We start from the raw sequence: 15,399 nt of genomic DNA, 5'->3' as shown, positions 1-15,399 counted from the left end.
ACTTTCCCCCTCGGATGGCTAGCAATTTCAGAAGGTAACCATGTCCTCCAGCCCCGCAGACAACACCAATTCCGCACAACAAAGCTATGGCGCTTCCTCCATCCAGATCCTGGAAGGCCTGGAGGCGGTGCGCAAGCGTCCTGGCATGTACATCGGCGATACTTCTGACGGCACCGGCCTGCACCACCTGGTGTTCGAAGTGCTGGACAACTCCATCGACGAGGCACTGGCCGGCTACTGCAGCGAGATCCACGTCACCATCCACTCCGACAACTCCATCTCCATCACCGACAACGGCCGAGGCATCCCCACCGGCCTGAAGATGGACGACAAGCACGAACCCAAGCGCTCCGCCGCCGAGATCGTGATGACCGAGCTGCACGCCGGCGGCAAGTTCGACCAGAACTCCTACAAGGTCTCCGGCGGCCTGCACGGCGTGGGCGTGTCCTGCGTGAATGCACTGTCGAAGAAGCTCAAGCTCACCATCCGCCGCGACGGCCGCGTGCATGCCATGGAATTTTCCAAGGGCATCGTGCAGAACCGTGAGCTGGAGATGGTCGATGGCGTGCAAGTCTCGCCCATCAAGGTGGTCGGCGAATCCGACAAGCGCGGCACCGAGGTGCATTTCTGGGCCGACGAAGAGATCTTCACCCACGTCGAATTCCACTACGAGATCCTGGCCAAGCGCATCCGCGAACTGTCCTTCCTGAACAATGGCGTGCACATCAAGCTGACCGACCAGCGTACCGGCAAGGAAGAAGACTTCGCCTTCGAAGGTGGCACGCGTGGCTTCGTCGAATACATCAACAAGAACAAGAGCGTGCTCAACCCGACCATCTTCCAGGCCACCGGCGAGAAGCAGTCGGACCAGGGTACGCTGGTCTCGGTGGACGTTTCCATGCAATGGAACGACGCCTTCAACGAGCAGGTGCTCTGCTTCACCAACAACATTCCGCAACGTGACGGCGGTACCCACCTGACCGGCCTGCGCGCCGCGATGACCCGCGTCATCAACAAGTACATCGAAGAAAACGACCTGGCCAAGAAGGCCAAGGTCGAGATCTCCGGCGACGACATGCGCGAAGGCCTCACCTGCGTGCTCTCGGTGAAGGTACCGGAACCCAAGTTCAGCTCGCAGACCAAGGACAAGCTGGTCTCCAGCGAAGTGCGCGGCCCGGTGGAAGAAATCGTCGCCAAGACCCTGACCGACTTCCTGGCCGAGAAGCCCAACGACGCCAAGATCATCTGCGGCAAGATCGTCGAAGCCGCGCGCGCCCGCGAAGCCGCCCGCAAGGCCCGCGAATTGACCCGCCGCAAGGGCGTCATGGATGGACTGGGTTTGTCCTCCAAGCTGGCCGACTGCCAGGAACGCGACCCGGCCCTGTGCGAGCTGTACATCGTCGAGGGTGACTCCGCAGGCGGCTCGGCCAAGCAAGGCCGCGACCGCAAGTTCCAGGCCATCCTGCCGTTGCGCGGCAAGGTGCTGAACGTCGAGAAGGCACGCTTCGAGAAGATGCTCTCCTCCGAGCAGATCACCACCCTCATCGCCACCCTGGGCACCAGCATCGGCGCCGATGAATTCAATCCGGACAAGCTGCGCTACCACCGCATCATCATCATGACCGATGCCGACGTCGACGGCGCCCACATCCGCACCCTGCTGCTGACGCTGTTCTATCGCCAGATGCCGGCGCTGGTCGAGCGTGGCCACATCTACATCGCCCAGCCGCCGCTCTACAAGGTCAAGGCCGGCAAGGACGAGCGCTACCTCAAGGACGACGTCGAGGAAGCGCAGTACATGATGCAGATCGCCCTGAACGACGCCGAGATCAAGCCCGCCGAAGATGCCGCCGGCATCAGCGGCGAAGCCTTAGTCGAGCTGGCACGCCAGTACAACACCGCCAACGCCATCATCATGCGCCTGACGCGCGCCATCGATGAATCGGCGCTGAACGCCATCATGACCAGCGGCGTGGTACTGAAGATGGAAAACCTGGAGCAGGCCACCGCCACCGCCGAGGAGATGAAGAAGGCCATCAACGACGCCAACATCGATGTGCAGGCACATCTGGACGAGCACAGCGAAAAGATCGCGCTGCACATCCATCGCCGCCAGCACGGCAACATCAAGGCCACCGTGATCGATGCCGACTTCGTCAGCGGCCCCGACTACCAGGTGCTCTCCAACGCGGCAGCAACCTTCAAGGGCCTGATCCGCAAGGGCGCCACCGTTGCGCGTGGCCAGGGCGAGAAGCGCAAGGAGTCGGTCATCACCGACTTCCGCCAGGCCATGGCCTGGCTGCGCGACGAAGCCGAGCGCGGCGTCAACAAGCAGCGCTACAAAGGCCTGGGCGAGATGAACCCCGAGCAGCTGTGGGAAACCACCATGGACCCGACCGTGCGTCGCCTGCTGAAGGTGCAGATCGAAGATGCCATCGCGGCTGACCAGATCTTCATGACGCTCATGGGCGACGATGTGGAACCGCGTCGCGCGTTCATTGAATCCAATGCCTTGCAGGCGGGGAATATCGACGTTTGATGTTGGTGTAGAGCGACCCATATCTTGAGAATCGGCGCCCCGTAAACTCGGGCCTCCCGCAGGAAGGTGGAGGCAAGGATTGAGAAATCTGGAAGCATTTCTTGAGAGAGGTCCACGCCTTCATCTACTCACCACTTTCGACAGCGCTACTGGACGAGATGCTCTCCCATGCCCGCAAGGGGCAATCGATTTAAGCGTTAGGTTCTGCGCATGCCACAGCGACTGAATTGCGTTCTGGTCCAGAACACGTCAAGCGGAGTGGGTCATTTCTCTCAGAGCTTGTCGTCAGACCGGCGGGCATTTGGGAAACATGCCTCAAGTCTGAAACGCTTGGTGCACAAGCTGTCTAGCCAAATGCATGGGTCAATTGCGTGCAAATTGACCCATGTTGATTTGCATTGAAAACTGACCCACTTTCCCAGGAAATTTGCATCCAAAGTTGACCCATGTTTAGACCACAATCCTGCTCATCACAGCGAGCGGGAGAACGGAGTGATAGACGTGGCCCTACTTGGAATTATTCGACGCTGGTACATCAGAGACCGCATCTCAATTCGGGAAATCGCCCGCAGGCTCGACATTTCCCGCAACACTGTTCGCCGCTACATCCGATCCGATGTCAGCGAACCCGCTTATCCAGCAAGGCGTTCGCCAAGCTCGCTCGATGAATTCACCGCCAGGCTCTCCGCCTGGCTCAGCGCAGAGGCGATCAAATCTCGGAAGCAAAGAAGGACCCTGAAACAGATGTTCCTGGACTTAAGAGAGCTGGGATATGAGGGGTCGTATGACCGGGTGGCTGCCTTCAGCAGGCAATGGAAGGTGGGTCAAATGGAGAGGGTCAAATCTGCGAGCAAATCAACATACATCCCTCTTTCATTCGCCCCGGGAGAGGCCTTTCAATTCGACTGGAGCGAAGACTGGGTAGTCATTGGTGGCGAGCGAACCAAGCTACAAATCGCCCACTTTAAGCTCAGCTATAGCCGCGCTTTCTTCCTACGAGCTTACCTTCTACAAACGCACGAGATGCTTTTCGACGCACATGCTTGCGCATTCGAGGCCTTCGGGGGGATTCCTCGCCGCGGCATCTACGACAACATGAAGACGGCCGTCGACAAAGTAATGTCTGGCAAGCAACGTGAGGTAAACGCCCGCTTCACTGCAATGACGAGCCATTATCTTTTCGATGCAGAGTTTTGCAACCCCGCCTCCGGCTGGGAAAAAGGGCAAATCGAAAAGAACGTCCGTGACAGCCGAAACCGCATATGGCAAAAGGCTCCAGAATTTGCCAACCTCGCTGCACTGAACCAGTGGCTCGGCACGGAATGCAAGCGGCACTGGAAGCAAATCAAGCACCCCGAACTCGACGAAAGTGTTTGGACAGTTTGGGAGAGCGAACGCCCACATCTCCTCGCCACAGGGAAAAGATTTGACGGATTCGTGGAGCAATCAAAACGCGTCTCACCCACATGTCTCGTTACGCTCGACCGAAATCGATACAGCGTCCCCTCATCGTTTGCCAATCGTCCAGTCAGCCTCCGTATCTATGCAGACCACCTGGTCTTCATCGCAGAAGGAAAACGCATTGCTGAGCATACCCGAGTCATCAACCGTGACCACGGCCCTGGCCAAACGATCTATGACTGGCGTCACTATTTGACGGTTTTGCAACGAAAACCTGGGGCCTTACGCAACGGCGCTCCATTTTCAGACCTACCTGCGGCATTCAAAGAGATGCAGGCGATTCTGCTTAAACGCCCTGGCGGAGATCGCGAGATGGTCGAGGTCCTTGCGCTCGTGATGTTTCACGACGAAAACATTGTTCTGTCCGCAGTGGAGACCGCCCTGAAGAGCGGCGCGCCCTCAAAGCAGGTGGTGCTCAATGTACTGAGCCGCTTGTTGGACGGCTCGCCAGCCCCGAGAGTCGCTACACCAGAGGCGCTTCAGCTGACCAAAGAGCCCAAGGCAGACGTTGCCCGAGTACGCTATTTTTCCACAATCGAGCTCGTGAACATGCTAGAGCAGGAAAAGCAACAAGGGCGAGCGGGAAACTTGGCAACACGCCTTCTACATACTGATCTAGTAATACTAGATGAGCTTGGCTACCTTCCATTCAGCCAAGCGGGCGGGGCTTTGCTATCCCATGCCGGACTCGTCACTCCGAGGAGGGTGGGTAAGAATAAGGCTCATGGCTTAACTCCTGAATTTTTACGGAACGAGATCGACAACGCATTACTCTTCATCACTTCGACGTATGCCTGATGAAGAGCTATCGGCTCAACCTCCATATCTTGAGCGTTAGAACTTTGGAAGGCCAGCCTGTGGGGTGACCCGGCATGGCGCACCTCCGCCACTGCCTGCTGACAGTCCTGATAGGTAAGAGGACGTTGCGCTTGATTCGCCGTTATGCTGGCTAACTCCCGCATGAAATCCGCAAGCACACCAATCAGGCCCCCTGTAAGCAAATAGGTTTGCTGCGCTAGAACGCGAGGGGGAATATCTACCGGGTTCTTATGTCAAAAGAAAACGCCCCGATTTCGGGGCGTTTGGCAAGCTGAACAAGGAGTTATTTCCGTTCCACTTCATTGAAGTCCGTAGGGTCTTGCCATAAAGCAAAAATTGAAGAATCTACGATGGAAACATCGTTGTCATGCAAAAACTATCGATAGATTGACTTTGATAGCTTTCGCAGCTTATGCCTTCAAATTTCGCAGGTTATGCCTCCCTCTACAGTTGGTCTGACACAATCCAGACGTGAAGGCAGGGGCGCATATGAAGGTGATATGCGCCCTTTGCTTTTTCGGGGCCCTGCTTGCACAGACCGAACATTTCTTCATGTCCGTCGATGCATGGAGCCAGACAAGGCCACCAGTACGGGTAGGCGCTGCCCTAAATGTTCATATTGGACCCGCACCCACATATTGATCCGGGAAGCCAGATCGTATAATTGGGACGTCCACCCATCCGGAGTGATCCTTGCAATTCAATCTTGAAGCCGTCTCGGCGCAACGTCTTTATCGTCTCATCGCCGATAAGATCGCCGATAAAATTCGCGCGGGTGATTTTCCCGTCGGTAGCCGGCTTCCCGGTGAGCGGGATCTGGCCGAGGTCCTGAGCGTGAGCCGGTCTTCGGTGCGCGAGGCATTGATCGCGCTGGAGCTCAGTGGCTACGTCGAAGTCCGCCTGGGCAGCGGCGTGTACGTCACCATGCCGCGCCAGTCCGCCGCATCGGCTTCATCCTCTGGTGGAGAGGGCGTCGCCGGCGCATCGATTGCGGCCGCCGATATCGGGCCGTTCGAGCTGCTGGAGGCACGCCTGCTGATCGAGCCGGAAGTCGCCGCATTGGCTGCGCAGCATGCCAGCGAGCCGCAACTGGAGCAGTTGAGGAAAGAGCGGGACGACCTGGCCGATGGCGCCACGCCCAGTCACCTGGATCGCCGCTTCCATTCGGTCATCGCTGCTTCATGCGGCAACTCGGCACTGGAGGCGATGGTCTTGTCGCTGCGCGATCTGAGCGAGGCCAATCCGGTCTATCAGCGACTCGATGAACACCTGGTCGGTCGCAATGCCTGGAACGCCGCGCGCACGGAGCATGTGCGCATCGCCAACGCCATCCTTGATCGTGATCCCATTCGCGCAAGGCACGAAATGTACGCGCACCTGATCGCCATCATGGCGCGCCTGCGCGAGAACTTTGCCGAGGAATTACCAGCTCCGGCGCGACGTGCATCGCGCAAGTCCGGCCTCAAGGAGCCCAGGTCTGCCCTCGCCAAGGAAGGTCGCAAGAAACGCGAAAGCGGCGCCAATCTGGCGGCCGCCGATACCCTCAAGCCCGTCCTCGCACGCGCCAGCCGGCGCAGAAGCTGAACCGAAGTGCAACGCAACGGTGTGCGGCCCGGGCCGGGCCGTCGGCGCTCACTCATAGAACCGGCGCTTGCTCATCTGGCCTATCCCGGGATTGAAGCTATTGGTCGGGTCCGTGCTCCGGTAGAACTCTGCCAGTGCGGGTTTGGCCAGGTAGACATGCCCCACATTATGTTCCGCCGGATATTCGCCTCCCCTGGCGGCGATGGCTTGCAGCACACGCTGCTTGATCGCCTTGAGATCGGCGCCCTTCCTGACGATGTAATCATGGTGGAAGACATGGCAGAGGAAGTGCCCGTAGCGGTAGTGACCCAGCAGTTGCGACATGATCTCCTCAGGCAATTGCTCGGTCCAGTCGATGGCGTTGCGCGGCAGCGCGAAGTCGAGCGAGAGCACGCCTTCGATCTCGGCGCCATGCACGGCATTGAAGCGCATGGCGGCGCCACCGGCGACGAAGCGGTGCAGAAATGCCTTCTCTCCCTCCGCCTGCGTACAGGCAAACCACTCACCCCGATCGGCGTCGGGGAGCAGTTCGGCCAGGAGTCGCTCCACCTGTGCGATGCCATCGCCCGCCGTCTTGAGCAGCAGCAGATGCGCGTGACGACGGCGTAGTGCCAGCAGCCGCGCTGGCAGATGCTGCGGCAACAGACGACTGATGCACTGGGCCAGACGATCCGTCGGTCGCGACGGCATCCATTTGAACCGCCCCAGCCACCGGTCGATACGCGATTTCCAGTCAAACAGGGGGCCGATGGCTTCGGTGCCGAAGCGCTCAATGAAGGCGAACATGTCCCTGGCGTAACGGGCCGACAGGTCGAAGATATCCCTGTGCATGTACTCGCACGCTACCGGCAGGATCACATCCGGCGCCAGCAGCCGATGGCGCAAGGTGGTCAGTGTCGCTGGATCTGGTACGCCGATGCAGAACACCCGCGTATGTTCCTCGGCGGCGAAGGTATCGACCCTCACCGCGAAGACGGCCAGCTTGCCAGCGCAGCCCGATGTCTCGAACAGGCGTGCCGGGTCGTTGTTGTAGCGCGCCGGCGTGCCTGCCGCGAGATCACGGACATGGCTTTCATAGTCCGCGCAGGAAGCACGCCGCTCATCGGCCACATCCACATCTGCCAGGTCGAAATCCCCCTGCTCCAGGCGCGAGAGGATGACGTCAGGGGTGTCGCCCAGTTGTATCCCGAGGTGATTGACGAGCCGCAACTGGCCATCGGCGTCCACGCGCGCGAACAGGGCCATTTCCGTATAGGCCGGTCCGCGCCGTACCAGCATGCCGCCCGAGTTGTTGCAGATACCGCCGATGACCGAGGCCCCCAGGCATGACGATCCGGTTTCCGAATGCGGCTCCCGTCCGTAGGGGCGCAGCGCCTGTCCCAGTGCGTGCAGCGTCGCACCGGGAAAGCAGATCGCCTGGCGCCCCTGATCGAGCAGCCGGATCCCGTTCATCGCCAGGGTATGGATGATGACGACTTCCCGACCATAGACATCGGCGCCACCGTGGGGCGTGGAGCCTTCCGTCAGTCCGGTATTGGCGGCCTGGATCAGGACTGCCTTGCCGGCATCGATACAGGCCTGGAGGATGTGCCATTGCTGGATCAGGCGAGATGGAAATACCACGGCCAGTGCTTCGCCCTCGCCGGAGCGAAAGCCCTGGCGATAGCGGCGGGTCTGGCCGCTGTCGGTGAGCACCTTGTCGGCGCCGACGATTTCGCGCAGGCGCGCGAGCAAGGCAGCGTCATGGCGTGGGGGGACGGAACAGGTCGGCATCGGCTCGTCCGGGGCTCAGTCCTGCAGTGCCTGTTCGATGATCCCGAGCGCCCTGCCGAAGAGCGCATCGTCGATCGTGAGGGGATAGAGGAAGCGGATCGCATTGCCATGCATGCCGCAGGCAAGCAGCAGCAAGCCCTGCTCCAGCGCCTTGCGCTGTACCTGCTGCAGACGGGCAGGGTCAGGCTTGCCGGACTGCGGGTCGCGGAACTCGATGGCGATCATCGAGCCCAGTCCACGCACCTCGGCGATCTCCGGGAAGCGCACGCGCAGCACCTCCAGATGCGCGCTCAGACGCGCGCCCAGCGTGCTGGCGCGTGTGCACAGGCCCTCCTGCTCGATCACATCCAGCACGGCATGGGCTGCCGCCACCGCCAGCGCATTGGCGGCATAGGTGCCGCCCAGGCCACCGGGACCGGGCGCGTCCATGATGTCGGCACGTCCGCATACCGCCGACAGCGGCAGGCCACCGGCCAGGCTCTTGGCCATGGTGATGAGATCGGGTTTGACATCGAAGTGCTCCATGGCGAAGAGCTTGCCGGTGCGACCGAAACCGGTCTGGATTTCATCGGCGACCAGCAGGATGCCGTGCTGGTCGCACAGGCTGCGCAAGCCACGCATGAGCGCGGCCGGCGCCACATTGAATCCGCCCTCGCCCTGGACGGGCTCCAGGATGATCGCCGCCACGCGCTGCGGATCGACGTCGGACTTGAACAGGTCGTGGATGGCGGCCAGCGAGTCCTCCACGCTCACCCCCTGCAACACCGAGGGGAAAGGCACGTGGAACACGTCACCCGGGAACGGCCCGAAGCCGAGCTTGTAGGGCGCGACCTTGCCGGTGAGCGCCATGCCCATCATGGTTCGCCCGTGAAAGGCGCCGCCGAAGGCGATGACGGCGGGACGCCCGCTATGCGAACGGGCAATCTTGATGGCGTTCTCGACCGCTTCCGCGCCGGTGGTGAAGAACGCGGTCTTGGCCGGCCCGGCCACAGGGGCCAGGGCATTGATGCGTTCGGCCAGGGCCACGGTGCTTTCATACGGCACGATCTGGAAGGCCGTGTGGGTGAAGCGCCCCAGCTGATCCTGCACCGCCTGCACAACCCGCGCATGGCGATGGCCGGTGTTGAGCACGGCGATGCCGGAGGAAAAATCGATGTACTCGCGCCCTTCCACGTCCCACAGCCGGGCATTTTCGGCACGCTCGGCGTAGAAGTCGCACATGACCCCGACGCCGCGCGGCATGGCCGCCAGGCGGCGGTGTTGTAGATCGACATTGGTGAATTGGCTCATCGTGGCGGCTCCCTATCCGGTTGGTTGACAGTGCATGGGAAGGCATTACATCGGGAAGCGGGTCCCGTCTAAAGAGCCAATCCAATATTTTCGACAGGGCCAATTTCGCCGCAGTGGCTCGCCTGCCACATCGACGTTGCTGACCAGTTGCCCCCTTCTCCCTCTAATCGTGCAGCTCGCCTGCGGGTGGCACAAAGTTCGTGCATACCAAGCTGTCAATGGCCGGAATTTATGCAAAATGGCCGGACCAGTGATCCAATTTGGCGCAATAATTCGCGCGCAAAAAATCTTGTTGACTTGCGATATGCCTTCCATGCTATTGTTAATTTAAGACATTTGCTGCTTATCTCCGCATAAAACGGTAAATATCGACAAGAAGCGAATTTCTGCAATATTTCACAACTGGCCGGACCAGTAGTCCATCAAAAGGTTTGTCATGACGCTTTCCACCGCCCCCTCGTGCCGGCCACCTGCCCTGCGTCGCAGCTGGCTGTTCACCGCCGGCGCGGACCGGCAGGCGCACCAGCGCGCACTGGCCAGTGGTGCCGATGTACTGGTGCCGGACCTGGAGGAATTCACCGCGCCACAGGAGCGTGCGCAGGCGCGCATCGAGATCGTGGCCTTGATGGCACGCTGCCGCACGCAGGGCATGGTGGCGGGCGTGCGGATCAATCGTCTTGCTGGCGCTGGCCACGACGACCTGTCTGGCGTCATGCCCGGTCGGCCCGATGTGGTGCTGCTGCCGTATGTGGAAAGTGCGGCCGAGATTGCCGCGCTGGATGCCGCCATGGGCGCCCTGGAGATGCAGCTGGGGATCGCCCCGGGAAACACCGAGATCGTGCCGACCATCGAGTCGGCGCTGGGCATCGTCCAGCTCCAGCCGATCCTGGCGGCCAGTGCGCGCGTTCGCGCCTGCCTGCTGGCCGCCGAAGACCTGACTGCGGACCTGGGCGCCGAACGGGGGCCCGACAGCGTGGAGCTGAACTACCTGCGCAATCGCTTCCATGTCGAATGCCGCGCCGCCGGCCGCATCGCCATCGATTGCCCCTTCAACTACCGGGATCCTGACTGGCTGGCCGCCGATCTTGCCTGGGCGCGCCGTATCGGTCTCAGGGCCAAATGCACGGTCCTCCCCGAGCAGGTCGCCGCCATCCACACCGCGCTGACGCCTTCGCCGGAGCAGGTGGCGTCCGCACGCGAGCTGGTCGCGCGCTTCGAGGCCATGCGCCGTGGCGATCCCGGCACCGGTGTGGCCATCGACACGCCCGACTATCACACCGCTCGCCGCCTGCTGGCACGCGATGCCGAATTCAGAAACTGGGGCGCCTGAGCGCAGCCCCGACCGACCACGGAGAACTGTCTTGACATCCCTCGCATCCCCCACCCTCCCCCCGCGTCGCAATGGGGGGCAGATCCTGATGCAGCAGCTGCGCATCCATGGCACCCGCCGGGTCTTCCTCGTCCCCGGCGAGAGTTACCTGCCCTGCATCGATGCCCTCAACGAGCACAAAGGCCAGATGGACGCCATCGTCTGCCGCCAGGAAAGTGGCGCGGCCTACATGGCCGAGGCGCTGGGCAAGCTCACCGGCGAGCCGGGTATCTGCTTCGTCACGCGCGGCCCCGGTGCCACCAACGCCAGCATCGGCGTGCACACCGCGTTCCAGGACTCGACGCCGATGATCCTGTTCATCGGCCAGGTCGGCAACGATTTCTATGAACGCGAAGCCTTCCAGGAAATCGACTACCGCCGCATGTTCGGCCAGATGGCCAAGTGGGTGGCCCAGATCGATCGTACCGAGCGGATTCCCGAATTCATCGCGCGTGCCTTTGCGGTGGCCACCAGTGGCCGCCCCGGTCCGGTCGTGCTGGCCCTGCCCGAAGATACCCTGTGGGGATGCGCCGAGGTCGCGGACATGCCGCGCTACACCCGGACCCACAGCCATCCGGGACAGGCCGACCTGCAGCAGATGGCCGCCCTGCTGGAAGGCGCCGAGCGCCCCTTCATGATCGTCGGCGGCAACGGCTGGACCCGGGATGCGATCAGGCAGGTGGAAGGATTTGCCGAACGCTTCCAGCTGCCGGTCGGCACTGCCTGGCGGCGCCTGGAATGTTTCGACCAGCGCCATCCCAATGCGGCCGGCCATGTCGGCTGGGCGATGACCCCGGCCTTGCGCGAGCGGATCAGGCAAGCCGATGTGGTCCTGGCCGTCGGCACGCGCCTGGGTGAAGCCACCACGGAGGGCTATAGCGTTATCGAGAGTCCGATGCCGCGCCAGAAGCTTATCCATGTCTATCCCGATGCTGGTGAACTTGGCCGCGTCTTTGCACCGACCCAGGCCATCGTGGCCGACGTCGCCAGCTTCGCCAACGCACTCGCCGAGGTGGCGCCGTCGCGGCCCCTGCAGCGCCAGGGCTGGGTGGCCGCGGCGCGCCAGGACTACCTGGCCAGCCTGGAAGCCCTGCCAGCCCAAGGCCCGCTCTCGCTGGACCAGGCCGCTGTCATTGCCGCGCGCCAGCTGCCGGCCGATACCTGCATCACGGTCGGGGCCGGCAACTACGCACTCTATCCCCATCGCTACCGCACCTACACCGGCCCCGGTTCCAGCCTCACGCCGACGGTGGGCGCGATGGGCTACGGCCTGCCGGCGGCGATCTCGGCCAAGCTTGAAGATCCGCAACGCACCGTGGTCTGTTACGCCGGCGATGGTTGTTTCCAGATGAACCTGCAGGAGCTGGGCGTGGCGCTCCAATACCGCGTGGGCGTGGTGGTGCTGCTGTTCAACAACGGCATCTGGGGCACCATCCGCGCCCACCAGGAGCGCGAATTCCCCGGTCGCGACATCGCCCTGTCCTTTGTCAATCCCGATTTTTCCGCCCTCGCGCGCAGCTATGGCGGCCATGGCGAAGTGGTGGAGCGCATCGAGGACTTCGCCGCCGCGCTGGAGCGCGCCTGCGCGTTTGCACAGAGCCAGCGCCTGCCCGCACTGGTCGAGCTGCGCTATGACGCCGACGGCATTGCGCCCGGCGAGACGCTGTCCGGCATACGTGATGCCGCCCTGGCGCGCCAACGCACGCCATCGAACTGACCAGGAGCCTGCGGACCATGAACCTAGCAGAGAGAGAAACACGCCTGTCCATCAACGGTGAGCGCCTGTGGCGCTCGCTGATGGATCTGGCCAGGATCGGTGCCACCCCCAAGGGGGGCAATGCCAGGCTGGCGCTCAGCGCCCTGGATGGCCAGGGGCGCGACCTGGTGGTCGGCTGGATGAAGGAGGCGGGATTGCAGATCCACGTCGACCAGATCGGCAACATCTTCGGTCGCCGGCCCGGGCGCGACAACACCCTGGCACCGGTGATGACCGGCAGCCATATCGATACCCAGCCCACCGGCGGCAAGTTCGATGGCTGCTACGGCGTGATGGCAGGACTGGAAGTCATGCGTACCCTCCAGCAGCACGGCATCCAGACCGAGGCCCCGCTGGAACTGATCATCTGGACCAATGAAGAAGGCGCGCGCTTCCTGCCGGTGATGATGGGGTCAGGGGTATTCACGGGACGCTTTGCGCTCGATACCGCACTCGATGCACGCGACAGCGCGGGCCTGAGCGTGCGCGACGAACTGGCTGCCATCGGCTATGCCGGCAAGGAGCCGGTCGGCCAGCGCGCGGTGGGTGCCTACCTCGAAGCCCATATCGAACAGGGGCCGATCCTGGAAGCCGAGGACAGAGTCATCGGCATCGTCACTGGTTCGCTGGGCGTGCGCTGGTACGACGTCACGGTGACCGGCATGGAAATGCATGCCGGCCCGACACCGATGGCCGTACGCAAGGATGCCCTGCTGGCCGCCAGCGAGATGGTGCAGGCGGTGGTGGGCATCGCCAACGACAAGCTGCCCCATGGCCGGGGGACGGTCGGTGTGCTCAGCGTGCATCCCGCCTCCCGCAATGTGGTGCCGGGGCGGGTGGATTTCACGATCGACCTGCGCCACGTCGATGCCGCCACGCTGGAGCAGATGGATCGCCAGTTGCACAGCCGGCTGGCCGATATCGCCCAGCGCCACGGCGTGGCGCTGGATTTGCGCCAGGCCCAGTACAACCCGCCCACGCCGTTTGCGTCCGCCCTGAGCGCAAGTGTACGCGCCAGCGCCGCAGCACGAGGACTGCCCGCCATGGAGATGGTCACCGGCGCCGGACATGATGCCGTCCACATGGCCATGGCCCATCCCGCCGCGATGATCTTCGTGCCGTGCAAGGATGGCGTGAGTCACAACGAGATCGAGGATGCCCGGCCCGAGCACCTGGAAGCCGGCGCCAACGTGCTGCTCGATGCCATGCTGGCGCAGGCCGGCAAGCGGGAGCAAGCGTATCAGACAGCCACAGGAGAAGCGCATGGAACTGCATGATCGCCGCTACTGGCACGACAAGGCCGCCACCCTGCACTTCGATGGACTGGCCTATATCGATGGCTCTTATGTCGCTGCCGCTGACGGCGCCAGCTTCCCCGCCTACAGTCCGATCGATGGACGCAAGCTGGCCGACGTCGCCGCCTGTGGTCCGGCCGACGTGGATCTCGCGGTCGCCGCTGCGCGACGCGCCTTCGAGCAGCAGGTATGGGCCGGCCTGGCGCCGCGCGAGCGCAAGCAGCGCCTGCTGCGGCTGGCCGCATTGATCGAGCGGCACCAGGAAGAACTGGCCCTGATCGAGACGCTGGACATGGGCAAGCCCGTGCGTGATGCCCTGCTCTTTGATGTCCCCGAGACGGCCCGCTGCTATGCGTGGTACGGCGAAGCCATCGACAAGCACTATGACCAGATCGCCCCCACCCCGGAAGGCGCACTGGCCACCATCACGCGCGAGCCACTGGGCGTGGTCGCCGCCGTGGTGCCGTGGAATTTCCCGTTGATGATGGCGGCCTGGAAGGTGGCACCGGCCCTGGCCACCGGCAACAGCGTGGTGCTCAAGCCGGCCGAACAATCCTCCCTGAGCGCGCTGCGCCTGGCGGCCCTGGCCACCGAAGCGGGCATTCCCGCCGGGGTCTTCAATGTCGTTCCCGGGCCGGGCGCGATCACCGGACGGGCACTGGGCCTGCATCCCGATGTCGATTGCCTGGCCTTCACCGGCTCTACCCAGACGGGCAAGCATTTCATGCGCTACTCCGCCGATTCCAACCTCAAGCGCGTCTGGCTGGAATGCGGCGGGAAGTCTCCGCACATCATCTTCGACGACTGCCCGGACCTGGATCGCGCAGCGCTGGTGGCGGCCCAGGCCATCTTCATCAACCAGGGCGAGGTCTGCATCGCCGGTTCGCGCCTGTATGTGCAGGAGGGGATCTACGACGCCTTCATGGAGCGCCTCACTACCCACGCCAAGGGCATGGTCCCTGGCGACCCGCTGGACCCGGCCGCGCCGATGGGCGCCATGGTCGACGAGCGCCAGATGCAGAGCGTGCTGGCACGCATCGACGCCGGCGTGCGCGAGGGCGCGCGCCTGCACCACGGTGGCCGCCGCCTGCATGCCGAGAGCGGGGGCTACTACATCGAGCCGACCATCTTCGATTGCGCCAGCCAGGACCTGTCGGTGGTGCGCGAGGAGATCTTCGGTCCGGTACTGGCGGTGCAGCGCTTTTCCACCGAAGCACAGGCGATCGCGCTGGCCAACGATTCGGTCTATGGCCTGGGCGCGGGTTTGTGGACGCGCAGCGTGGGCCGCGCGCATCGCCTGGCGCGGCGCTTGCGTGCCGGCCTGGTGTGGGTCAACTGCTATGCCGATGGCGATATCAGCGTGCCCTTCGGTGGCGTCAAGCAGTCCGGCTTCGGCCGCGACAAGTCGCTGCATGCAATGGAGAAGTACACGGACCTGAAGACCACATGGATTGATCTGCGGGACTAGCCCACAGGCACACGACAACAACGCACCAACAATGCAACCAAAGGG

Annotated in this window: 9 protein-coding genes; 7 read left to right on the top strand and 2 right to left on the bottom strand. The window is 62.7% G+C overall.

The features are described 5' to 3' along the window. The first annotated feature begins 40 nt into the window (after window positions 1-40). From gyrB to ACIPHN_RS14025, 3 genes are all read left to right on the top strand, one after another. Window positions 41-2,539 (top strand): DNA topoisomerase (ATP-hydrolyzing) subunit B, encoded by a 2,499-nt coding sequence (gene gyrB / locus ACIPHN_RS14035; protein ID WP_400437090.1) that lies wholly within the window; start codon window positions 41-43, stop codon window positions 2,537-2,539. A 492-nt stretch (window positions 2,540-3,031) separates the two neighbouring features. Continuing rightward, entirely contained in the window at window positions 3,032-4,798 is a 1,767-nt protein-coding gene (gene istA, locus ACIPHN_RS14030) for an IS21 family transposase (protein WP_400437089.1), read from the top strand. 714 nt (window positions 4,799-5,512) lie between these two features. Beyond that, window positions 5,513-6,403 (top strand): FadR/GntR family transcriptional regulator, encoded by an 891-nt coding sequence (locus ACIPHN_RS14025; RefSeq protein WP_400437087.1) that lies wholly within the window; start codon window positions 5,513-5,515, stop codon window positions 6,401-6,403. Window positions 6,404-6,451: 48 nt separating this feature from the next. Here ACIPHN_RS14025 and dld read toward each other — a convergent pair whose 3' ends face one another. Then, window positions 6,452-8,176, bottom strand: coding sequence for a D-lactate dehydrogenase (gene dld, locus ACIPHN_RS14020; RefSeq protein ID WP_400437085.1), 1,725 nt, complete (start codon window positions 8,174-8,176; stop codon window positions 6,452-6,454). A 15-nt stretch (window positions 8,177-8,191) separates the two neighbouring features. Continuing rightward, a complete protein-coding gene (gene gabT, locus ACIPHN_RS14015; protein ID WP_400437083.1) occupies window positions 8,192-9,466 on the bottom strand; it encodes a 4-aminobutyrate--2-oxoglutarate transaminase in 1,275 nt (424 codons plus the stop codon). A gap of 436 nt (window positions 9,467-9,902) precedes the next feature. Between gabT and ACIPHN_RS14010 the strand changes: the two genes are divergently transcribed. The 4 genes from ACIPHN_RS14010 to ACIPHN_RS13995 are packed head-to-tail and all read left to right on the top strand — an operon-like array spanning window position 9,903 to window position 15,354. Continuing rightward, window positions 9,903-10,796 (top strand): HpcH/HpaI aldolase/citrate lyase family protein, encoded by an 894-nt coding sequence (locus ACIPHN_RS14010; RefSeq protein WP_400437081.1) that lies wholly within the window; start codon window positions 9,903-9,905, stop codon window positions 10,794-10,796. Then, window positions 10,768-12,552, top strand: coding sequence for a thiamine pyrophosphate-binding protein (locus ACIPHN_RS14005; protein WP_400437079.1), 1,785 nt, complete (start codon window positions 10,768-10,770; stop codon window positions 12,550-12,552). Before ACIPHN_RS14010 ends, ACIPHN_RS14005 begins: the two co-directional genes overlap by 29 nt. Before the next feature lie 17 nt (window positions 12,553-12,569). Beyond that, window positions 12,570-13,868: a Zn-dependent hydrolase gene (locus tag ACIPHN_RS14000; RefSeq protein WP_400437077.1), complete on the top strand. Its 1,299-nt coding sequence runs from the start codon at window positions 12,570-12,572 to the stop codon at window positions 13,866-13,868. Continuing rightward, entirely contained in the window at window positions 13,855-15,354 is a 1,500-nt protein-coding gene (locus ACIPHN_RS13995; RefSeq protein WP_400437076.1) for an aldehyde dehydrogenase, read from the top strand. The genes ACIPHN_RS14000 and ACIPHN_RS13995 overlap by 14 nt, the downstream gene beginning before the upstream one ends. Window positions 15,355-15,399: the final 45 nt, after the last annotated feature.

The organism is Herbaspirillum sp. NPDC087042 (assembly GCF_044745245.1).
Lineage (GTDB): Bacteria > Pseudomonadota > Gammaproteobacteria > Burkholderiales > Burkholderiaceae_D > Herbaspirillum.
Note: the sequence above shows the minus strand (reverse complement) of the source record. Positions and strands in the feature narration are given on the sequence as shown.

Bases quoted from the DNA above. Each gene is read 5' to 3' on its own strand.
- ACIPHN_RS14000 (WP_400437077.1), top strand. From the start codon at position 12,570: ATGAACCTAGCAGAGAGAGAAACACGCCTGTCCATCAACGGTGAGCGC.
- gabT (WP_400437083.1), bottom strand. From the start codon at position 9,466: ATGAGCCAATTCACCAATGTCGATCTACAACACCGCCGCCTGGCGGCC.
- ACIPHN_RS14005 (WP_400437079.1), top strand. From the start codon at position 10,768: ATGCCGAATTCAGAAACTGGGGCGCCTGAGCGCAGCCCCGACCGACCA.
- dld (WP_400437085.1), bottom strand. From the start codon at position 8,176: ATGCCGACCTGTTCCGTCCCCCCACGCCATGACGCTGCCTTGCTCGCG.
- ACIPHN_RS14010 (WP_400437081.1), top strand. From the start codon at position 9,903: ATGACGCTTTCCACCGCCCCCTCGTGCCGGCCACCTGCCCTGCGTCGC.
- gyrB (WP_400437090.1), top strand. From the start codon at position 41: ATGTCCTCCAGCCCCGCAGACAACACCAATTCCGCACAACAAAGCTAT.
- ACIPHN_RS13995 (WP_400437076.1), top strand. From the start codon at position 13,855: ATGGAACTGCATGATCGCCGCTACTGGCACGACAAGGCCGCCACCCTG.